The sequence below is a fragment of the Pantoea sp. AG1095 genome, assembly GCF_003208415.1.
Classification (GTDB): domain Bacteria; phylum Pseudomonadota; class Gammaproteobacteria; order Enterobacterales; family Enterobacteriaceae; genus Pantoea; species Pantoea leporis.
In genome coordinates this window covers 168,640-188,874 of sequence record NZ_QKMJ01000002.1, presented here as the reverse complement: position 1 = coordinate 188,874, position 20,235 = coordinate 168,640, and the positions used below count along the sequence as shown (strand labels likewise).

At 57.5% G+C, this 20,235-nt stretch carries 20 protein-coding genes; 3 read left to right on the top strand and 17 right to left on the bottom strand.

The features are described from left to right. Nucleotides 1-6 precede the first annotated feature (6 nt). The 9 genes from cvpA to DEU53_RS07485 all read right to left on the bottom strand — a co-directional run bounded on the left by cvpA (nt 7) and on the right by DEU53_RS07485 (nt 8,426). Nucleotides 7-492 (bottom strand): colicin V production protein, encoded by a 486-nt coding sequence (cvpA, locus tag DEU53_RS07525; protein WP_064739347.1) that lies wholly within the window; start codon nt 490-492, stop codon nt 7-9. Nucleotides 493-742: 250 nt separating this feature from the next. Then, a complete protein-coding gene (dedD, locus tag DEU53_RS07520) occupies nt 743-1,492 on the bottom strand; it encodes a cell division protein DedD (protein ID WP_110866560.1) in 750 nt (249 codons plus the stop codon). Beyond that, nucleotides 1,482-2,750, bottom strand: a complete 1,269-nt coding sequence (folC, locus tag DEU53_RS07515) for a bifunctional tetrahydrofolate synthase/dihydrofolate synthase (protein WP_110866559.1) — start codon at nt 2,748-2,750, stop codon at nt 1,482-1,484. The genes dedD and folC overlap by 11 nt, the downstream gene beginning before the upstream one ends. Nucleotides 2,751-2,816: 66 nt before the next feature. Continuing rightward, nucleotides 2,817-3,725, bottom strand: a complete 909-nt coding sequence (gene accD / locus DEU53_RS07510) for an acetyl-CoA carboxylase, carboxyltransferase subunit beta (protein ID WP_008105205.1) — start codon at nt 3,723-3,725, stop codon at nt 2,817-2,819. 132 nt (nt 3,726-3,857) lie between these two features. Beyond that, nucleotides 3,858-4,511: a DedA family protein gene (locus DEU53_RS07505; RefSeq protein WP_101763636.1), complete on the bottom strand. Its 654-nt coding sequence runs from the start codon at nt 4,509-4,511 to the stop codon at nt 3,858-3,860. A 36-nt stretch (nt 4,512-4,547) separates the two neighbouring features. Then, nucleotides 4,548-5,354, bottom strand: coding sequence for a tRNA pseudouridine(38-40) synthase TruA (gene truA, locus DEU53_RS07500; protein ID WP_110866558.1), 807 nt, complete (start codon nt 5,352-5,354; stop codon nt 4,548-4,550). Then, nucleotides 5,354-6,364, bottom strand: a complete 1,011-nt coding sequence (locus DEU53_RS07495) for an aspartate-semialdehyde dehydrogenase (RefSeq protein ID WP_110866557.1) — start codon at nt 6,362-6,364, stop codon at nt 5,354-5,356. The genes truA and DEU53_RS07495 overlap by 1 nt, the downstream gene beginning before the upstream one ends. A gap of 101 nt (nt 6,365-6,465) precedes the next feature. Then, nucleotides 6,466-7,590: a 4-phosphoerythronate dehydrogenase PdxB gene (gene pdxB, locus DEU53_RS07490; protein ID WP_110866556.1), complete on the bottom strand. Its 1,125-nt coding sequence runs from the start codon at nt 7,588-7,590 to the stop codon at nt 6,466-6,468. 56 nt (nt 7,591-7,646) lie between these two features. Then, on the bottom strand, nt 7,647-8,426 hold the full coding sequence (locus DEU53_RS07485; protein WP_110866555.1) for a helix-turn-helix domain-containing protein: 780 nt from the start codon (nt 8,424-8,426) through the stop codon (nt 7,647-7,649). Nucleotides 8,427-8,520: 94 nt separating this feature from the next. On the opposite strand from DEU53_RS07485, the gene DEU53_RS07480 reads away from it, so the two are divergent. Beyond that, entirely contained in the window at nt 8,521-9,426 is a 906-nt protein-coding gene (locus DEU53_RS07480; protein ID WP_110866554.1) for a DMT family transporter, read from the top strand. Between the two features lie 112 nt (nt 9,427-9,538). Then, a complete protein-coding gene (gene flk / locus DEU53_RS07475) occupies nt 9,539-10,570 on the top strand; it encodes a flagella biosynthesis regulator Flk (RefSeq protein ID WP_101763630.1) in 1,032 nt (343 codons plus the stop codon). A gap of 115 nt (nt 10,571-10,685) precedes the next feature. On the opposite strand, the gene DEU53_RS07470 is transcribed toward flk, so the two are convergent. Next, on the bottom strand, nt 10,686-11,867 hold the full coding sequence (locus DEU53_RS07470; protein WP_110866553.1) for an MFS transporter: 1,182 nt from the start codon (nt 11,865-11,867) through the stop codon (nt 10,686-10,688). A gap of 218 nt (nt 11,868-12,085) precedes the next feature. Beyond that, a complete protein-coding gene (gene fabB, locus DEU53_RS07465) occupies nt 12,086-13,306 on the bottom strand; it encodes a beta-ketoacyl-ACP synthase I (protein WP_110866552.1) in 1,221 nt (406 codons plus the stop codon). A gap of 153 nt (nt 13,307-13,459) precedes the next feature. Between fabB and mnmC the strand changes: the two genes are divergently transcribed. Then, nucleotides 13,460-15,472, top strand: a complete 2,013-nt coding sequence (mnmC, locus tag DEU53_RS07460; protein ID WP_110866551.1) for a bifunctional tRNA (5-methylaminomethyl-2-thiouridine)(34)-methyltransferase MnmD/FAD-dependent 5-carboxymethylaminomethyl-2-thiouridine(34) oxidoreductase MnmC — start codon at nt 13,460-13,462, stop codon at nt 15,470-15,472. 29 nt (nt 15,473-15,501) lie between these two features. Here the strand turns inward: mnmC and DEU53_RS07455 are convergent, their stop codons facing one another. The 6 genes from DEU53_RS07455 to prmB all read right to left on the bottom strand — a co-directional run bounded on the left by DEU53_RS07455 (nt 15,502) and on the right by prmB (nt 20,129). Then, complete coding sequence (locus tag DEU53_RS07455; RefSeq protein WP_008101252.1) at nt 15,502-15,783, bottom strand: YfcL family protein; 282 nt, start codon at nt 15,781-15,783, stop codon at nt 15,502-15,504. Between the two features lie 30 nt (nt 15,784-15,813). Then, the gene (locus DEU53_RS07450) at nt 15,814-16,359 is read right to left on the bottom strand and encodes an elongation factor P hydroxylase (RefSeq protein ID WP_110866550.1); all 546 of its coding nucleotides are present in this window, start codon (nt 16,357-16,359) and stop codon (nt 15,814-15,816) included. Nucleotides 16,360-16,425: 66 nt separating this feature from the next. Next, nucleotides 16,426-17,223: a sulfite exporter TauE/SafE family protein gene (locus tag DEU53_RS07445; protein ID WP_110866549.1), complete on the bottom strand. Its 798-nt coding sequence runs from the start codon at nt 17,221-17,223 to the stop codon at nt 16,426-16,428. An 8-nt stretch (nt 17,224-17,231) separates the two neighbouring features. Continuing rightward, nucleotides 17,232-18,059 (bottom strand): penicillin-insensitive murein endopeptidase, encoded by an 828-nt coding sequence (gene mepA / locus DEU53_RS07440; RefSeq protein WP_370445554.1) that lies wholly within the window; start codon nt 18,057-18,059, stop codon nt 17,232-17,234. 5 nt (nt 18,060-18,064) lie between these two features. Then, the gene (gene aroC, locus DEU53_RS07435; RefSeq protein WP_110866548.1) at nt 18,065-19,150 is read right to left on the bottom strand and encodes a chorismate synthase; all 1,086 of its coding nucleotides are present in this window, start codon (nt 19,148-19,150) and stop codon (nt 18,065-18,067) included. 46 nt (nt 19,151-19,196) lie between these two features. Next, on the bottom strand, nt 19,197-20,129 hold the full coding sequence (gene prmB, locus DEU53_RS07430) for a 50S ribosomal protein L3 N(5)-glutamine methyltransferase (RefSeq protein ID WP_110866547.1): 933 nt from the start codon (nt 20,127-20,129) through the stop codon (nt 19,197-19,199). Between the last annotated feature and the right edge of the window lie 106 nt (nt 20,130-20,235).

Genomic DNA, 20,235 nt, shown 5'->3' with positions numbered 1-20,235 from the left:
ATGGTGTCACCGGGGTAAAAAACTCGACGTGCTTTTCAGGTAATCGAAAAACCACCTGATGATGTAACTGAACTGGGGAATGAGTTGCGACTGTTGCCAGTCCGGGCTTTTAGAAAAGCCGGTGAATGTATCGAGAAAGAACAGCATAGCAGACACGATCAGCACACCGCGCAACGCCCCGAAACAGACACCCAACACCCTGTCGGTTCCCGACAAGCCGGTTTTTTCAACCAGCGAGCCGATCACATAGTTCACGATGGCACCCACAATCAGGGTGGCAACAAACAACACCGCGATAGCGATGCCGTTGCGAACCAGTTCGTCGTCAAAACCTGTAAACCAGACTGCAAGGTAGGCGTAATAATGACTGGCGACAAAAAACGCGCATCCCCAGGTAACGAGAGATAAGGCTTCCCGGACAAACCCGCGAATCAGGCTGACCAGAGCCGAAAAACCAACTACCGCAATAATGACGTAATCAATCCAGATCATGAACTCTTCCAGCCCAGTGCTATCGCACCCCTGCATCCAGTTCGGGGCGCATTCTAACAGAAAAAGAAAACGTTTGCGTAGGGTTTTCCGGTTCTGTTTCCGCAAAAAGGGCGATGAAAAAAACTTTCCTCGCCCTGTGTATTATCAGTGATTTAATCCACTGATATTCAATGATTTTCCTGTCGCGCTTCGCTACAAAAATTTTGTAAAGCCGCGCCTTTTTCTGCTATTGGCGCGGCTTATCAGCGCGTTATCGCGCGCTATACGGTTTCACCACGCCACCGAGGCCGGAGATGCTTTGCAACTCACTCAGCGAGCCTTGGAGCTTCGCTTTATTGGCATCCGGACCGACGTAAATGCGGGTGATTTGTCCCTGCACCGGCGTAGACGGCACGGTAAAGGCGCGATAACCGGAAAGACGCAGCTGCGCCACAATCTCGCTCACTTTCGCCGCATTCTTCAGCGCTCCGAGCTGCACCACAAATGCCTGACCAGCTGGCGCTGCGGGTTCACTCTGCTTCGGCGTTTCCACCGGTTTCGACTGCTCTACCGGTTTCGGCTGCTCGACGGGCTTCGGCTTAGCTTGCTCCACCGGTTTTGGCTTCGGCTGTTCAACCGGCTTCGGTTTCGGCTGCTCGACCGCTTTTGGCTTCGACTGTTCCACCGGTTTCGGCTGCACTTGCTGATGCACCGGCGGCGGCGTGACCACGCTGGGCTCGCTATTCTGCGTGGGCTGTGCGCTGCCGTTGGTGGCGGTTTTACCACCGTTCTGATTCTGGGCCGCACCCGCCCCTTCCGGCGGCTGCGCCGGCAAGGGTTGCGTCACCGGCGGCACCATTTCGCTATCCTGCTGATCGTCCGGTTTTGGCACCAGCGGAATGGCGGCGAACTCTTCTTTATAATGTTTCTTCTTACCGTCCAGTAGGCCGGGCAAGACGATGACACCAATCGCCACCAGAATGACCGTACCGACTAAGCGATTTTGGAACTTACTTGCCACTGCCGTTCTCCGCTGCCATCGATTCCATAACCTGCGCTACGGTGTGGAAAGAGCCACACACCAGAATCACATCTTCGGGACGCGCCTGCTGACGCGCCGCTTGCCAGGCTGCATCAACGTTGCTGTAAGCCACACCGCCATCCAGATGAGCCAGCAGCTCATCGGCGGAGGCACCGCGCGGACCGTCGAGCGGCGCGCAGTACCAACGATCAACCTGTGGTGCCAGCGCCGCCAGCGTGCCCGCGATATCTTTGTCGTGTAGCATGCCGACCACCGCATGCACTTCACCGCTGTGCGGCTCTTCAGCCAGACGCGAAGCCAGATAATAAGCGGCATGCGGATTGTGCGCCACATCGAGAATGACGCGCGGCGCTTCGCTGACGGTCTGGAAACGCCCCGGCAGAATCGCGAGCGGCAGATGCTGACGAATAATCGCTTCGCTTACCGTTAAACCCGATGCACGCAGTGCGGTCAGCGCGGTGGCGGCATTGGGTAACGGCACCTGCGGCAGCGGTAAATCGCGCAGCTCGCCGTGCGCATCCTGCAACGTCCAGCTGGTACCCGTTTGCTGCCACTGCCAGTCGCGATTGCGCTGCAGCAACACCGCACCCTTCTCCGCTGCGACGTCGGCGATGGTGCCCGGCATATCGGCTTCACCGACAATTGCTGGTTTACCTGCGCGGAACACGCCGGCTTTTTCCCGACCGATACTTTCACGATCCGGACCCAGCCAATCGGTGTGATCGAGCGCGATGCTGGTGATCACTGCCACGTCGGCATCGACAATATTGGTGGCATCAAGACGTCCGCCCAGGCCGACTTCAAGGATCACCACGTCGAGATTCGCCGCGCGGAACAGATTGAAGGCCGACAAGGTGCCGAACTCAAAATAGGTCAGTGAAGTGTCACCGCGCCCGGCTTCAATCGCGGCAAAACTGGCGCTGTGCTGCGCTTCATCCAGTTCAGCGCCCTGCACCCGTACACGTTCGGTGTAACGCACCAGATGTGGCGAGCTGTAAACGCCCACGCGATAGCCCGCGGCCATCAATAGCGTTTCCAGCGTGCGGCAGGTGGTGCCTTTGCCGTTGGTACCGGCGACGGTGAAGACAAAAGGAGCGGGTTTGAGCAGGTCGAGGCGTGCGGCGACGCGTTGAATACGATCCAGACCCAGTTCAATGGCCTGCGAATGCAGATGCTCAAGATAATGAAGCCACGTGGCCAAAGGCGACGTGGCTTGAGGAAGGAGAAGATTATCCATGTGTCCCGTTTACTGATTTACGGTGCATTGGTAAAAAGGCGCATCGCTGCGCCTTTCCGTTGCCTGTCAGGCTTCGTTGCTCTCCGGCTCAGCCACATTTGGCTGATCACCATCCAGCTGCGGCGCTGGCAGGTTCATCATTTTCGCCAGCAGGCTTGCCAGCTTAAAGCGCATTTCCGGACGACGGATGATCATGTCGATCGCGCCTTTCTCGATCAGGAACTCACTGCGCTGGAAGCCCGGCGGCAGTTTTTCACGTACGGTCTGCTCGATAACGCGTGGACCGGCAAAGCCGATCAGCGCTTTCGGTTCCGCCACATTGAGATCGCCCAACATCGCGAAGCTGGCTGAAACGCCGCCCATGGTTGGGTCGGTCAGCACGGAGATGTAAGGCAAGCCGCGCTCCTGCATTTTCGCCAGTGCCGCACTGGTTTTCGCCATCTGCATCAGCGACTGCAGCGCTTCCTGCATACGTGCACCGCCTGACGCGGAGAAGCAGATCAGTGGGCAGTTGTCTTCCAACGCCTGCTCAACGCCACGCACAAAGCGCGCGCCAACCACTGAACCCATTGAGCCGCCCATAAAGGAGAACTCAAAGGCCACAGCAACAATTGGCATGCCGTGCAGCGTGCCTTTCATCGCCACCAGCGCATCTTTCTCACCGGTGTCTTTCTGTGCGGCGACCAAACGGTCTTTATACTTCTTCGAGTCGCGGAACTTCAGTAGATCTTTCGGTTCCAGCTCGCTGCCCAGCTCAACCAGCGAACCTTCATCCAGCATGCTATGCAGACGCTCACGTGCGTGCATGCGCATGTGATGGTCGCACTTCGGGCAGACCTCGAGGTTACGCTCCAGCTCGGCGCGGTACAGCACCTGCCCACAACTATCGCACTTGGTCCACACCCCTTCCGGGATGCTGGCTTTGCGCGTTGGCGTGGCAGTGCTTTTATTCAGTATGCGTTCAATCCAGCTCATTGATGACCTTTCTATTTAATGCTGACCTGGTCCAGTCTTCTCATTGCTGCTGAAATCACCTTCAGCAGGCCGTAAATGTCGCTCATTAAACCACAACCCGTTCACGCTGTGGATAAAAATCTGGTAACGAGCTTACTGCGACTTCTGCTGGCGGCGATGACGCCACACTTCAATTACGCCTGGCAGTATAGAAACCACGATGATGCCGACGATCAGCAGCTTCAGGTTCTCCTGCACAACCGGCAGGTCGCCAAACAGGTAACCAGCGTAAGAGAACAGCAGCACCCACAGCAGTGCGCCCGTCACATTGTAGAGCGCGAAGTGGCGATAAGACATGTGTCCCATCCCCGCCACAAAGGGGGCAAAGGTTCGCACGATTGGTACAAAGCGCGCAAGTATAATGGTTTTGCCGCCGTGGCGATCGTAGAACGCGTGGGTTTTATCCAGGTAACTGCGACGGAAAATTTTCGAGTTCGGGTTGCTGAACAGCTTCTCACCGAACAGACGACCAATCGTGTAGTTCACCGCATCACCGAGGATGGCGGCGATCACCAACAGCGTTACCATCAGGTGAACGTTGAGATCGTTACCCGGCAAGGCCGCCAGCGCACCGGCAACAAACAGCAGGGAATCGCCTGGCAGGAACGGCGTGACGACCAAACCCGTTTCACAAAACAGAATCAGGAACAGAATGGCGTAAATCCAGATGCCGTACTGCGCCACCAGCTCGGCCAAATGCACATCAATATGCAGAATAAAATCGACTAAAAAGTGGATGAAATCCATATAACCACAACTCCCCTAACACCCAACAATTAACGGTTAATCCGCGAGGAACAACGGTCCCAACGCAGGCTGAGGTAATGCAAAGTGGGATGGATAATCCACCGCTACCAAATAAAGCCCCTCGGCTTTGGCGGTCGCCGCCGCCAGCTTACGATCTTTGGCCGCGAGCAGCGTCGCCATCCACTCTTCCGGCTGGTTGCCGGTGCCGATTTCCATCAGGCTGCCGACAATATTACGCACCATGTGATGTACAAATGCATTGGCTTTGATATCCACCACCACATACGGCCCATGACGCGTGACGTTGAGATGCATCACGTTGCGCCACGGCGTGCGTGACTGACACTGCACCGCACGGAACGAGGTGAAGTCGTTCTCGCCAATCAGCGCCTGACCAGCGCGCTGCATCTTCTCTGCATCCAGCGGATGGTAATAATGGGTAATGCCATTGCCCAGAATCGCTGGACGCAGCCGATGGTTGTAAATCACGTAGCGATAGCGGCGTGCCGTGGCGCTAAAACGCGCATGAAACTCGTCCGGCACCGCTTTCACCCAACGCACCGCGATGTCATCGGGCAGATTGACATTCACACCCAACGTCCAGGCTGCGTCAGCACGCGGTGAGGTGGTTTCGAAATGCACCACTTGTCCGGTGCCATGCACACCAGCATCGGTACGGCCCGCGCAGAACACCACCACCGGATGATCGGCCACTTTCGACAACGCCTTTTCCAGCTTTTCCTGCACGCTGCGCACTTCATTTTGCCGCTGCCAGCCGTAATAACGGCTGCCATCGTATTCAATACCCAACGCCAGCTTAAGCGTTTTCCCTTCAGGCAACATTAATAGAAATACTCCTGCACCAGTTTCTCAGCGGTTTTCACCGCCATCAGTGCACCGCCGAAACGGATGTTGTCTGCCACAGACCAGAACTGCAGCAGCTCTGGGATGCCGTAATCATTGCGCACGCAGCCAATGCTCAGCACGTCGCTGCCGGACGCATCGCCCACCTGCGTGGGGTAATCGCTCTCTTCACTCAGGTTGATATCACCGGAGCGGCCCAGTTCATCGCGCGCTTCTTCTGCAGAGAGCGGACGCAGATTCTCCACGTGTACGATCTGCGCATTGCCGTAGAACACCGGCGCCTGCACGCTGCTTACCGCGATCGGCAAACCTTCGTCCTGCAGCACTTTACGTACCTGCTCAACCACGCGACGTTCGCTCTCGACGCTGCCATTGCTGTCCGCCAACAGCGGCAAAATGTTGAACGCCAGCTGGCGGCCAAAATAGTGCGTTTCCGCCGGCACGCCGTTCAGCAAACGCGCACTTTCACCGGCCAGGCCATCAACCGCCGCTTTACCATGGCTGGAGGCCGCAATCAGGTTGGTAACCTGCAAACGGCTCAGACCGGCCAGATCTACCAGCGGTTTGATTGAGCACAGCAGCTGGCTTACCAGGCTGTCGGCAACGGTAATGATGTTGCGATTGCGGTAATCCGCCAGCACCTGTGGATTCACATCCGGCACCACCAGCGGCACATCCGGTTCGAGCGCAAACAGATCGCTGCTATCGATCACCAGACAACCCTGGCTGGCGGCTTCTTCGGCATAGCGCGCCGAGGCTTCACGACCCGCAGTGAAGAACGCCAGCTGCACTTGCGTCCAGTCAAATTCGGCCACGTCCTGCACCAGCACGGTACGTCCCTCAAAACGTTTGTTCTCACCGGCACCGTTTTCACTCGCCAGCAAATACAACTCACCAACCGGGAACTGGCGTTCAGCCAGCAGTTCCAGTACAGCGTTCCCTACTGCGCCTGTTGCGCCCAAAAGCGCGATATTCCAGCCGTCAGACATGTTGGTTACTCCAGAGATTGACACAAAAACAGAAGGCGATGAAAACATCGCCCGAGATTTAGGAATTATCCCCCGCAATAGTGCAGGTGATTGAAATTTCTTTACAAACTGGCGCGGAAGCCAAGCTGATTGAGCATCGCCGCCGTCTCCGCATCATCGCAATGCACCTGCAGCGATGACCACTCACGACGCTCTTGATATTGCTTGCGTAGGCGATCAAACTCGCCTGGCTTTGCCGCCACTTTACGCAGTGGCGCATCGTCGCGGCGCACATCATACACCAGATGTACTAAGCGTTTTAGCGTTGGCTGATCGAGCTTGCCGCGCAGGGTGACAGAACCGAATTCAGGTGCCGGCAGCAGGCTTTCCAGCGCCACCTGCTGCGGCTGGCCGATAAAGTCGCACCAGGCTTCAAACACTTGCGTGGTGCCGCGCGCTTTACCTTCCAGCGTGTAGCCAGCGATATGGGCGGTGGCGATATCCACTTTATCCAGCAGATCGAGCGACAGATCCGGCTCCGGCTCCCACACATCCAATACCACGCTAAGATCGTGGCGCATCTTCAGCACTGCCAGCAGCGCCGCGTTATCTACCACCGCACCGCGGCAGGCGTTGATCAGAATAGTGTTGGGTTTGAGCGCCATCAGCAGCGCCGCATCGGCCAAATGCCAGCTTTTATACGGGCCATCTTTAAACAGCGGCGTGTGGAAGGTCAGGATGTCGGCCTGCGCCACCAGATCATCCAGCGAATGGAAGGTTTCCTGATCGCCACGATCGGCGCGCGGTGGATCGCACAGCAGCGTTTTCACGCCCCAGGCTTGCAGACGCTTCTGCAGGCGGCCGCCAACATTCCCCACGCCAACAATGCCCACGGTGCGATCGCGCAGTGCAAAACCATCGCGCTCCGCCAGCAGCAGCAGCGAGGAGAACACATACTCCACCACCGCAATGGCATTACAGCCAGGCGCCGCAGAGAAGCTGATGCCTGCCGCCGCCAGTGATGCTTCATCAATATGATCGGTGCCGGCGGTCGCGGTGCCGACAAACTTCACCGGCGTACCGGCCAGCAGTGCCGCATTCACTTTGGTGACGGAACGCACCATCAATCCGCTGGCGTCCTGCAGCTCAGCTTCCGGCAACGGACGTCCCGGCACCGCGAGCACATCGCCGGTGCGGCTGAAGAGTTCACGGGCATAAGGCATATTTTCATCGACGAGAATTTTCACTGCGGCGGTCCTGTCTGCAAAAATTTAAGGCGCGTATTTTGCCATAAAGCCGGGGATTAACCTAACCGACTGCGATAGCGATCGGGCGTGGTACCGGCCTGCTGCTGGAACATCACAATGAGCGCCGACGCCGAGCTGTAACCCAGCTCGTGAGCAATGCCCTGCACGCTGCAACCCTGCTCCAGCAGCGCGATAGCACGCAGAAAGCGTAAACGCTGCCGCCACTCGCTGAATGACATATTCAACTGCTGCTGACAGCGCCGCGCTAGCGTACGCTCGGTGGTGAACACGCGCTTCGCCCATTGTGCCAGCGTGGTGTTATCGCCGGGATGCGCTTCAAGCGCGCGCAGAATCGGCGCGAGGAATTTGTCATCCGACATCGGCAAAAAGCTTTTATGCACCGGCGCCAGACGCAGCCGATCGATCAACACTTCACACATGCGCCAGTCGGCTTGCGTTTGCGGCTGCTCCAGTTCACGGCGGGCAAAATCATTCATGATGGCGTGCCCAATGGCATCGACATGCAATAAACAGGCTTTATCCGGCAGGCCCGCGCAGAGATCGGCGGCGAGATTAAAGGTGCGAAAACGCGCTTCGTTGTGATTGTAGCTGCTGTGACGATGGCCGGCCGGAATCCAGATCGGGATATCTGCGGGCGTCAGCAGACGTTCGCCCTCCACTTCCATCTCCAGCACGTGGCTGGTGACGAAAATCACCTGACCCCAATCATGCACATGGGTGAGGTATTCGGTTTTGGCGTTGACCTCGTCATAACGCATGAAGAAGCGCAGCAAAGGCGCATCAATCGGCGGCTGGTATTCGACTTGTAGATTCATTCTGTCCGGTCACTAACAAATATTGTCCGATTTTAACTATCTGCTTTAAACCGGTCAAACGTAAACTATTCGCGATTATCTGAGGAGCTGTATCATGAATTTACTGTTTCCGCTGATCGCGGTATTGATCTGGTCGATCAACACTATCGTCAGCAAACTCTCGGCGGGAAGTATCGATCCTGCGGCGATCTCCTTCTATCGCTGGCTGCTGGCGCTAGTAGTACTAACACCGTTTTGCCTGCCGGGCGTGTGGCGCCATCGTCACACCATTAAAGCCAACGGCTGGCGATTGCTGTTCCTGGGTCTGCTTGGCATGGTGCTGTATCAAAGTCTCGCCTATTACGCGGCGCACAGCGTTTCTGCGGTGATGATGGGAATTCTCGGCGCGACCATTCCGCTGCTGACCATCCTGCTCAGTCTGGTTGTGCTGCGCCTCGCGCCGACGCGCGGCATTCTGATTGGCGGCGTGCTGTCGTTCGCTGGTTTGGTGTGGCTGGTGAGCGAAGGCAATCCGGCGCAGCTGCTGAATCAACGGCTCGGCAATGGCGAATTGATGATGCTGGCAGCATCGACCTCGTATGCCTTGTACGGCGTGCTGACCAAGCGCTGGGCGATTCCGCTGCCGACCTGGCAAAGCCTGTATGTGCAGATTTTCTTTGGCGTGCTGCTGTTGCTGCCTGGCTTCCTGCGCGCGCCGGATGTCACGCTCAACATGCACAATCTGCCGCTGGTGCTGTATGCCGGGCTGTTTGCGTCGATCATCGCGCCGTTCCTGTGGATCCTTGGCGTGCAGCGTTTGGGCGCCAGCACCACCAGCATATTCATGAACTTCGTGCCGGCGTTTACGGCCATTATTGCCGTGATGTTCCTGCATGAGCAGCTGCATGGCTATCACTGGATTGGCGGCGGCATGACGTTAGTCGGTGTTATTCTGGCGCAACGGCTGAAAACCCCGCTGCGTAAGCCGCGCAGCGCGACCCTTCCCGATCCCGCCGCCTGACTTTATTATCCGGAAAGGCCGCAGCCCCCGTGGATTTCCTGGGGGCTTTTGCTATGATGTGGCCTCTTTTTTCCGGCGCACCCGGATCTGACCCGTTTTCAAGGATTCCGCCATGCAACCTCTCAGCGGTCCCGGTGTGCCCGCGGGCGATCGTTCCCCTTTATCTCAGGCCACTGGCCCAACGCGACCTGGCGGTCCAGCCGGTGAGCAGCCGCTTTCTCCTGCCCAGCGCACCACGCTGGAACGTCTGATTGTTCGCATTATGTCTTTGAGTACGCTAAAAGCGCCGGAACTCTGGGCTGGCGTGCGGCATGAAGTCGGGGTGAAGAGTGAGGCGGAGCTGCAATCGCGCCACTTTCCGGCGGCGGAGCAGCATCTCAACGGTCGCTTAACCCAGGTGCAAAACAGTCTTGCTACGCGCCAGCTGCTGCAACAGCTGCTGGAAAAATTGCCGCAGGGCAATAATCGCCAGGCGGTGAGCGATTTTATTCGTCAGCAGTTTAACCAAACGGTGTTGAGCGCGTTGTCGCAGGATCAGCTGCGTCAGGTGCTGACGATGTTGCAAAACGGTCAGATGGCGATCCCGCAGCCGCAGCAAACGCGCGTGTCCGATCGCAGCTTGTTGCCGGCAGAACAGCAGTCGCTGAATCAGCAGGTGACGCGCCTTGCAGCGAAAACCGGTGAATCGCCAGTGAAACTGCTGGCCGATACGCTGAAGCTGGTGAATCTGAAAAGTGGCGATCCGATTCCCTCACGCCACTTCCCGCTGCTGACGCAATATTTGCAGGTGCGCCAGACGCTGGCTCAGCACAGTGCGCCAACCTTGCAGATGCTGGAAACCTCACTGCGCCAGCCGTTAACCCATGATGAGCAGCGACTGCTGGAAGATTACAGCCAGCAACGTTTCCAGGCGCTGCCGACCACCGTGCTGACGCCAGCGCAGACGCAGGATCTGCTGAATCTGCTGTTTAGCCGCCGCGCCGAGAAACTGCACGAACAGCCGCTGGCCGATAGCGAAATTCGGCCGCAGCCAATCTGGTCGCCGTTTATCCAGATGCTGCCGCAGCCGCTGGCGCAGCGCCCGGCGTTAACGCTGATTGTCGGCATCTTCCTGTTTATCTTCCTGCTGTGGCTGTTTATCTAGCAGCCACAGTTGGCAGCGGGCGTGGCGAGAATTGCCGTCCAGCTGCCAGTCAGCCAGCGACTGGGCTTTGCGGCGCTGACACCCGGGGAGATTGTCAGCGCCTGCGATAAGCTGGTTACGCTGTTGTCGCAGCCCGCGCAAAGCTCCAGGTAACCAGAATGCCCAGCGCCGCACAACAGGCACCCGCAACATAGACCGAGCCGTAACCCAGCGCCGTCGCCAGTAAGCCGGTCAACGGGCCGCTGGCACCGTACGCGATATCCTGAAATGCAGAGAAACCGCCAAGCGCGGTGCCGCGAATCTGTGGCGATACGCGTTTAATCACTTCAACGCCCAGCGCCGGGAAGATCAGCGAGCAGCCGCAGCCGGTCAAAGCCGCGCCAATCAGCGCCATCCAGCCAGAAGTGGCGAACGCCAGTAGCAGCAGACCGGCGGTTTCCACCAGCAAAGAGATCATCGCTACTTTTACGCCGCCGTGACGATCCGGCAAGCCGCCAAAGAATACGCGCACCAGCACAAACGCACAGCCGAAGGCGGTCAGCGCAAAACCGGCGTTGCCCCAGTTTTCCGCAGCAAAATAGAGTGACGTAAAGGTGCCGATCACCGCAAAACCGGTGCCCTGCAGCGCCAGCGCCAGTCCCGGCTGAAAGATGGTTTTCACTACGCTAAGCAGCGATGGCCGCTCGCCGCCCACCACCGGCACTTTGCGGATCCAGCCATTTATCGCCAGCGACAGCAGCGGCAACAGCAGCGCAACCGCACCGAGAGCAGCAAAGCCGCCGTGCTGATTGATCAGCAAGCCGAGCGGTGCGCCAGCCGCCAGCGATCCATAAATCGCCATGCCGTTCCATGACATCACTAATCCGGAGCGTTTGCTGCCCACCAATCCCATGCCCCAGGTCAGATTGCCGGTCAGCAGCAGGCTTTCGCCGAATCCTAACAGCAAGCGCCCTACCGCCAGCAAACCAAACTTCATCCACGGAGAAACCGGTAACAACGCGGCCGCCAGATACGCCACGCCCACCAGCGCGATGGCCAGCATGCCGTGCTGCGTGGTGAGTTTCGCACCGTGCTGATCGGCTCGACGCCCGGCAAAGCTGCGCGTCAACAGCGTGGCGAAGAACTGAATCCCCACCGCCACGCCAACCATCAGGTTACTCATGCCGAGTTCATGATGGACATACAGCGGGATGACCGGTAGCGCGAGGCCAGCGGTCAGATAGGTGAGGAATACCGCAAAGGAGGTGCAGGCCAGCGGCATAACGGATTGCGTTTGCGCGTCAGCAGTCGTGGTCATGGTGGGTCGAACTCCTTGTAATAACCAGACACGCGCTTGCTGCCAAAACAGAAACGGGATATTTGGTTCACACTAAGCTAAAAGTGATAATTTTGTTTCGGATGGAGTGGTAGTGTAGGCAAGCTGAAGGTGGAATGTCAAAACAACAAGGGCCGGATAACCGGCCCTTGTGATATTGCTAGCATAATTAGGTCGCCATGAATGGCGATCCTACGGGATTATGCTGGCAACTTACGCATGGTCAGAGTGGCGTTAGTTCCGCCGAAGCCAAAGCTGTTCGACATCACGGTGGTCAGCGCTTTATCAGTCGGTTTGGTCACGATGTTCAGACCTTTGCCCGCTTCATCCAGCTCTTCCACGTTGATGCTTGGCGCGATGAAACCGTGCTCCAGCATCAGCAAAGTGTAGATCGCTTCCTGCACGCCCGCCGCACCCAGTGAATGACCGGTCATGGCTTTAGTGGCAGACAGTGATGGGCAGTTATCGCCGAACACTTCGCGAATCGCACCCAGCTCTTTCACATCACCAACCGGCGTAGAAGTGCCGTGGGTATTGAGGTAATCGATTGGGGTATCCAGACCTTGCATCGCCATCTTCATGCAGCGCACTGCGCCTTCGCCTGAAGGAGCTACCATGTCTGCGCCATCTGAGGTTGCGCCGTAGCCCACGATCTCAGCATAAATGTGTGCACCACGTGCCAGAGCGTGCTCCAGCTCTTCAACCACCACCATACCGCCGCCGCCAGCGATAACGAAGCCGTCACGGTTGGCATCGTAAGTACGTGAGGCTTTTTCTGGCGTTTCGTTGTATTTGGTCGACAGTGCGCCCATCGCATCGAACTCACAGGCCATTTCCCAGCTCAGCTCTTCACCGCCGCCAGCAAATACAATGTCCTGTTTACCCAGCTGAATCTGCTCAACCGCATTACCGATGCAGTGTGCAGAAGTAGCACAGGCTGAACTGATGGAGTAGTTCACGCCGTGAATTTTGAACGGGGTTGCCAGGCAAGCAGAAACGCCTGAACCCATCGCCTTGGTCACCACATAAGGACCGACCGCTTTCAGGCCGCGTGGGCTACGCATGGCGTCAGCACCAAATACCTGATAACGCGGAGAACCGCCGCCAGAACCGGCAATCAAACCCACACGTGGGTTTTGCTGATACTGTTCGTCAGTCAGGCCAGAGTCTTTGATCGCTTCGGCCATTGAAAGGTAGGCATAAATAGAGGCATCACTCATAAAACGCACGATTTTGCGATCGATGAGCCCGTTGGTATCCAGTTTGACGTTGCCCCATACGTGGCTGCGCATACCGGCATCTCTCATCTCTTCAGAGAAAGTAATACCGGAACGGCCTTCACGCAGAGAAGCCAGCACTTCTTGCTGGTTATTACCAATGCTGGAAACAATACCCAGGCCAGTAATCACTGCACGTTTCATTCAATAATCCTCGTTCCACATATTTGGATGTGGTGCACTCTAGCGTACAGTTGTAAGCCGAACAAGTCCGATCAGCCATTTCCCTTTGTAAATTTGCGTCATGTGACGTCTATCGCTAAACTCGCGCCACTGCCTGAAATATGAGCCTTTCCCGTGAAATTAACCCCGGTTGAACACGCCCAAATAAACTGGAATGAACAGGGTACACCTGTGTCCCGAGCGTTCGGCGACGTCTATTTCTCCAACGATAATGGACTGGAGGAAACGCGCTATGTGTTCCTTGATGGCAACCATATTCCGCACCGTTTTGCTGAACATTCACGCGATTTATTTATTGTCGCCGAAAGCGGTTTTGGGACTGGTCTGAACTTTCTTACCCTGTGGCAAGCCTTCGATCGCTTCCGCAATGAGCAACCCAACGCCACTTTGCAGCGTCTGCACTTCATCAGCTGCGAGAAATTCCCGCTGACGCACGCCGATCTGGTGGCTGCGCATGCCCATTGGCCGGAGCTAAAGCCGTGGGCCGAACAGCTGCAACAGCAGTGGCCGCAGGCGTTGCCGGGTTGTCAGCGCCTGCTGTTTAACGGCGGCGAAGTCACGCTGGACCTCTGGCTTGGTGATATTAACGCGCTAATTCACACCTTTGATGACAGCCTCAATCGTCAGGTGGATGCGTGGTTCCTTGATGGCTTCGCGCCGGCAAAAAATCCTGAGATGTGGACGCCAGATCTGTTCGCCGCGATGGCGCGCCTCGCCCGGCCGGGCGGCACGCTGGCGACTTTTACCGCGTCGGGGTTTGTGCGACGCGGGTTGCAGGACGCCGGTTTCAGTATGCAGAAGCGCAAAGGCTTTGGTCACAAGCGTGAAATGCTGGTCGGCGTGCTGGAGCAAGCCGCTGCATTGCCGCACAGCCAGCCGTGGTATGCACGCCCACCGGCAGGCAGCAATAAAGTAGCGCTGATTGGCGGCGGCGTCGCCAGCGCAGTATTGGCGCTGGCGCTGCTGCGACGCGGTTGGCGCGTAACGCTCTACTGCGCCGATGACGCGCCCGCGCTGGGCGCATCCGGCAATCGTCAGGGCGCGCTCTATCCGCTGCTGAATCAGCACGATCCCGCGCTGGCCACCTTCTTCCCGGCCGCTTTTGGTTTTGCCCGACGTCTATACGATCGGCTGCCAGTGGAGTTTGAGCATGACTGGAGCGGCGTGTTGCAACTGGGCTGGGATGATAAAAGCGCGGAGAAAATTGCGCAGATGCTCAACATGGCATTGCCGCATGACATCGCGTACGGCGTTAATAAAGAAGAAGCGCAACAGCTGGCGGGCGTTGAACTTGATGTTGGCGGGATTTTTTATCCGCAAGGTGGCTGGCTGTCACCTGCACAGCTGACCAGCAATCTGCTGGAGTACGCGCAATCGCGGGGATTACGCCTGCACTGGCTGCATCGCGTCACGCAATTAACGCGCGATGAAGATCGCTGGACGCTGCACTTTAGCGAGCAGCCGCCGGTGCAGCATTCCCAAGTGGTGCTGGCGAATGGTCACGCGTTGCTGGAACTTGAGCACAGCAAAACGCTGCCGGTGTACGCGGTGGCGGGACAAGTGAGCCACGCGCCGACTAATCCGTCGTTGGGCGCGCTGCGCACCGTGCTGTGTTACGACGGCTATCTCACGCCGGTCAGCCCGAACTTCGCCACCCATTGCATCGGCGCCAGCTATCATCGTGGCGATACCGCCACAGATTTCCGCGCCGACGATCAGCAGGAGAATCGCCAACGGCTGATTAACTGTCTGCCGCAGAGCCAATGGCCGCAACAGGTTGATGTGTCCGATAACCAGGCGCGCAACGGCGTGCGCTGTGCCACGCGCGATCATCTGCCGATGAGCGGCAGCGCGCCAGATTATGAAGCGACACTCACGCAATACGCCGATCTGCCAGAACAGCGTGCGCGCGGTGCAAGCGTAGCCGATGCGCCGGTGCATAACGGTTTGTTTGTGTTGGGCGCATTAGGTTCGCGTGGTTTGTGCAGCGCACCGCTGGCGGCCGAAGTGCTGGCGGCGCAGATGAGCGGCGAACCGCAGCCGCTGGATGCAGCCACGCTGGCGGCGATGAGTCCAAATCGCTATTGGGTGCGAAAACTGCTGAAGGGTAAAAAAGCGGGTCGATAATCTGCGGGGCGAGCGATCGCCCCGAGACGTTAAGCGGTTTGACGTGCCTGCAGGAACAGATTGTCCCACATGCCGGTGACCAGCGCCTGATCGCGTGGTGACAGTTCGCCAGCAGCAATGGCTTTTTGCAGGCTGTTGGTGACGTGAGTTTGCAGCGCTTCCGGCGTGTGTTCACCGCTCAGCTCAATCTCCGCCACTGCCAGGGTCAGATGACCACGCAGATAGCCGCCTGCAAACAGCTCGTCATCGCTGGCGTGATCGACCATGTCATCAATCAGGGCCAGAATGCGGGTTTCAAATTCTACGATCATCTCTTCCTCTCTTCTTATAACCTTCGCGGATTACAGATCTTCCGGCCAGGGGAATTGTGCCGCCGTCAGTGGCGGCGTGCCGTAATAATTCGTCAGTGCATCGATGAAGCGAGCTGGTCGTGCTGGAATGCCCTGCTGCAGATACGTCATCACCTGTGCATGCACCTTGCGCTGAAACGCTATGCGATCTGGCTCACAATCGCCTTCGAGATTGTCACAACTTACGTTGAAGGGAAAGCCCGCCGCCACGCAGAATAACCACTCCAGCGCCTGCGGTTTTACCTCAACCGATTCGAACTGGCTCTGCGTTTGCGCATCGCGTCCGTCCGGACAATACCAATAACCAAAATCCACCAGCTTGCGGCGCGCTTCACCGGCAATGCACCAGTGGGAAATTTCATGCAGTCCGCTGGCGTAGTAGCCGTGCGCGAACACCACGCGATTCCACGGTGAGGTTTCATCCGCTGGAAGATAAATAGGTTCGTCGTCGCCTTTAATTAGACGGGTCTGAAAATCGTCAACGAAGCAGCCATCAAAGATGGCAATCAGCTGATCGTAATGGTGTGTTGTACTCATAATTTTTAATCTTTAAAAAAACCGGCGCCATTGTCGCATTGGCAGCCGGTCTTGACGAGTGTTGGATTACAGCGTGGCCAGCCAGGCCATCAGTTCTGCGCCATGACTGTCCCATAACAATTTAGCGCTCATTATCGCAGAAACGATCACTACCATGGGGCGAATCAGTTTCTGACCACGGCTCAATACCAGCCTGGCGCCGAGGCGCGCGCCGATAAAGGCGCCGAGCAACATAATCGCGCCGGTGCCCCACACCACTTTTCCGCCGAACATAAAGAACAGCAAACTGCCAAAATTCGAGGTGAAATTTAGGATTTTGGCGTGGGCGGTGGCTTTCGCCAGATTGAAGCCGCACAGCGTGACGAAGGCCAGCGCATAGAATGAGCCGGCACCGGGGCCAAAGAAGCCGTCGTAGAAGCCGACGCAGCCGCCGCCTACCAGCGCATAGGGCAAACCGTGCAGACGACGTTCGCGATCGGCTTCACCCAAACGCGGCATCAGCAGAAACCACAAACCGATGCAGATCAGCAGCAGCGGTAAGATTTGGCGCAGTACATCCGCTTGTAAGTGCTGAATCAAAATGGTGCCAGCAATCGCGCCGAGGAAGGTCATGGCGATATTCAGCCACTGCTCGCTCAGATTCACCGCACCACGTCGGATGAAATAGAGGCTGGCGGAGAACGATCCGCCGACCGATTGCAGCTTATTGGTGGCTAACGCCTGTGCCGGAGAGAGCCCGGCCGCCAGCAAAGACGGCACGGTAAGCAGGCCGCCGCCGCCAGCGATCGAATCGATAAACGCCGCCAGCACTGCCACAAAAAACAGCACACAAAGGATGAGTGGGCTGACAACGAACCAATCCATTGAAATACCTACAGAAGATGCTTATCAAGTAAAGCCTGGCAAGACGGCGGCAATGGCGGCGGCGTTTTCTTCACCGGCGGCGTGCTGCCTGGCTTTTTCGGCAGGAACCAGCTGTCCAACTCAGCGCCACAGCCATCACCCGCCGGTTGAGGTGCCTGGTCTTCACATTCAAGGCTCCCCGCCGGACAACGCAGACGCACGTGCATGTGCGCACGATGAGCAAACCACGGACGCACTTTATTCAGCCACGCGCGATCGCTGCCAGCATCGGCACAAAGCTGCCTTTTGATTGCTGGATTGACGAAGATACGCGTCACTTCATCATCTTTCGCCGCCAGTTTAATCAGGCTATCGATTTGCGGCTGCCAGTGACGCGCAATCACCTGTTTATCATCGGCAGAAACCAGATCGAGCGGCTGCGGCTTGAGCAACTGCTGCGCCGTCCAGCGGGTTTTCGGCAGCTGCAGCCAGATATCGACGTCTAAACCAGTTTGATGGCTGGCGTGGCCGCTGCTAAAACGTCCACCCGCCGCCATGCCCATATCGCCAATCAGCACTTGTCCCAGCTGAAGCTGATGAACCTGGGTGCTGAGACGCTGAATAAAGGCGATCAGATCGGGATGGCCGAAATAGCGGCGCTGATCCTGGCGCATCACCTGATAATTGGGTGAGTTAAGCGGCAACTGCTGCGCACCCACAATACAGCCGTTGGCGAAGCCGCCAATTGACTGCGGGCTGCCGGCAATCGGCTGATGAATTTGCTGCCACGGCGTGGCGGCAATGGCGGCCGCACTGCATAGCAGCGCGGCACAGATAATGAGCAGACGGCGCATCATCGGGTTTACCAGCGCGGAACGCTGCTGTTGACGTCACCGTTTTGCGCACGCTGGCGCAGCAGGTGATCCATCAACACAATCGCCATCATCGCCTCGGCAATCGGCACAGCGCGAATGCCGACGCAGGGATCGTGACGACCTTTGGTGATCATCTCGACTTCTTCACCCTCGCGGGTGATGGTGTTGCCCGGCACGGTGATGCTGGAGGTCGGTTTCATCGCCAGATTGGCGCTAATGGTTTGGCCGCTGCTGATGCCGCCCAAAATGCCGCCCGCGTGATTGCTCTGGAAACCGTTGGCACGGATCTCGTCGCGATGTTGACTGCCGCGCTGATTGATCACCGCAAAACCGTCGCCGATCTCCACGCCTTTCACCGCGTTGATGCTCATCAGCGCATGCGCTAAATCCGCATCCAGACGATCAAATACCGGCTCGCCCAGGCCCGGCGGCACGTTCTCTGCCAGCACGGTAACTTTGGCGCCGATGGAATCGCCCTCTTTTTTCAGGCCGCGCATCAGCTCATCCAGCGCTTCCAGTTTGGAGGCATCCGGGCAGAAGAACGGGTTCTCTTCCACGATGCTCCAGTCTTTTAGCTCGCAGGCCACATCGCCAATCTGCGCCAGATAGCCGCGCACCACGATGCCGTGCTTCATCTGCAGATACTTCTTGGCAATCGCCCCTGCTGCCACGCGCATCGCGGTTTCACGCGCCGAAGAGCGGCCGCCGCCACGGTAGTCGCGCAGGCCGTATTTCTGCTCGTAGGTATAATCGGCATGGCCAGGACGGAACAGATCTTTGATGGTGCCGTAATCCTGTGAACGCTGGTCGGTGTTCTCAATCAGCAAACCGATTGAGGTTCCCGTCGTCACGCCCTCAAACACGCCAGACAAAATTTTCACCTGATCCGGCTCGCGGCGCTGCGTGGTATAGCGCGAAGTGCCAGGACGACGACGATCGAGATCGTGCTGGATGTCGGCTTCCGTCAGCGGAATGCCGGGTGGCACACCGTCAACGATGCAGCCCAGCGCAATACCATGCGACTCGCCAAAAGTGCTTACGCGAAAAACTTGTCCGATGCTGTTTCCGGCCATGCTGGTTCCTTGTTGCGATGTTGCGGGCGAGCGCTCGCCCTCTTATTTAGTCTTTGTAAAATGAGAAGTGATGCTGTGCCGCCACGATTTGCTCGCGCGTCAGCATAAACACGCCGTCACCGCCGTTATCAAACTCCAGCCAGGTAAACGGCACGTCTGGATACTGATCGATCATGTGCACCATGCTGTTACCCACTTCGCAAATCAGCACGCCTTGCTCGGTGAGGTAATCCGGCGCACAGGCCAGAATGCGACGCACCAGTTTCAGGCCGTCGCTGCCCGCCGCCAGACCCAGTTCCGGCTCGTGGCGATATTCGTTCGGCAGATCGTCCATATCTTCCGCATCTACGTACGGCGGATTGGTGACGATCAGATCGTATTTCACCGGCGGCAAGTTGCGGAACAGATCGGCGCGGATTGGCGTGACGTGGTTCAGCAGGCCATGCTCTTCGATATTCTGCTCGGCGACAGCCAGCGCATCGGTGGAGATATCGACTGCATCCACTTCCGCTTCCGGGAAGGCGTAAGCGCAGGCAATGGCGATGCAGCCGCTGCCGGTACACATATCGAGAATGTGATGAGGCGAATCGCTGATCAAACCAGCAAAGCGGTTCTCAATCAGTTCACCAATCGGTGAACGCGGCACTAATACGCGCTCATCAACGTAAAATTCGTGGCCACAGAACCAAGCTTTGTTGGTGAGATACGCCACCGGAATGCGCTCGTTGACGCGGCGAATCACGCGCTCAACAATGCGATGACGCTCGCTGGCAGTCAGGCGCGCATTGCGCATATCTTCTGGAATATCCAGCGGTAGCCACAGCGTTGGCAGAACCAGTTGGACTGCTTCGTCCCAGGGATTATCCGTGCCGTGGCCGTACCAAATGCCTGCCGCCGAAAAACGGCTGACAGCCCAGCGCAGCATGTCCTGAATGGTGTGCAGTTCATTCACTGCCTCATCGACGAATATCTTGTCCACGTAGCCCTCCGCAGGCCATAAAATCAATCGGCCGATAGTGTGCCACGAAGCCGGGCAGAATTCAGCGCAGCGAGGCGAAAAAGCTGACATTTGTTAACAGTAACGG

Bases quoted from the DNA above. Each gene is read 5' to 3' on its own strand.
- cvpA (WP_064739347.1), bottom strand. From the start codon at position 492: ATGATCTGGATTGATTACGTCATTATTGCGGTAGTTGGTTTTTCGGCT.
- folC (WP_110866559.1), bottom strand. From the start codon at position 2,750: ATGGATAATCTTCTCCTTCCTCAAGCCACGTCGCCTTTGGCCACGTGG.
- accD (WP_008105205.1), bottom strand. From the start codon at position 3,725: ATGAGCTGGATTGAACGCATACTGAATAAAAGCACTGCCACGCCAACG.
- DEU53_RS07505 (WP_101763636.1), bottom strand. From the start codon at position 4,511: ATGGATTTCATCCACTTTTTAGTCGATTTTATTCTGCATATTGATGTG.
- truA (WP_110866558.1), bottom strand. From the start codon at position 5,354: ATGTTGCCTGAAGGGAAAACGCTTAAGCTGGCGTTGGGTATTGAATAC.
- DEU53_RS07495 (WP_110866557.1), bottom strand. From the start codon at position 6,364: ATGTCTGACGGCTGGAATATCGCGCTTTTGGGCGCAACAGGCGCAGTA.
- DEU53_RS07485 (WP_110866555.1), bottom strand. From the start codon at position 8,426: ATGAATCTACAAGTCGAATACCAGCCGCCGATTGATGCGCCTTTGCTG.
- DEU53_RS07480 (WP_110866554.1), top strand. From the start codon at position 8,521: ATGAATTTACTGTTTCCGCTGATCGCGGTATTGATCTGGTCGATCAAC.
- flk (WP_101763630.1), top strand. From the start codon at position 9,539: ATGCAACCTCTCAGCGGTCCCGGTGTGCCCGCGGGCGATCGTTCCCCT.
- DEU53_RS07470 (WP_110866553.1), bottom strand. From the start codon at position 11,867: ATGACCACGACTGCTGACGCGCAAACGCAATCCGTTATGCCGCTGGCC.
- fabB (WP_110866552.1), bottom strand. From the start codon at position 13,306: ATGAAACGTGCAGTGATTACTGGCCTGGGTATTGTTTCCAGCATTGGT.
- DEU53_RS07455 (WP_008101252.1), bottom strand. From the start codon at position 15,783: ATGATCGTAGAATTTGAAACCCGCATTCTGGCCCTGATTGATGACATG.
- DEU53_RS07450 (WP_110866550.1), bottom strand. From the start codon at position 16,359: ATGAGTACAACACACCATTACGATCAGCTGATTGCCATCTTTGATGGC.
- DEU53_RS07445 (WP_110866549.1), bottom strand. From the start codon at position 17,223: ATGGATTGGTTCGTTGTCAGCCCACTCATCCTTTGTGTGCTGTTTTTT.
- mepA (WP_370445554.1), bottom strand. From the start codon at position 18,059: ATGATGCGCCGTCTGCTCATTATCTGTGCCGCGCTGCTATGCAGTGCG.
- aroC (WP_110866548.1), bottom strand. From the start codon at position 19,150: ATGGCCGGAAACAGCATCGGACAAGTTTTTCGCGTAAGCACTTTTGGC.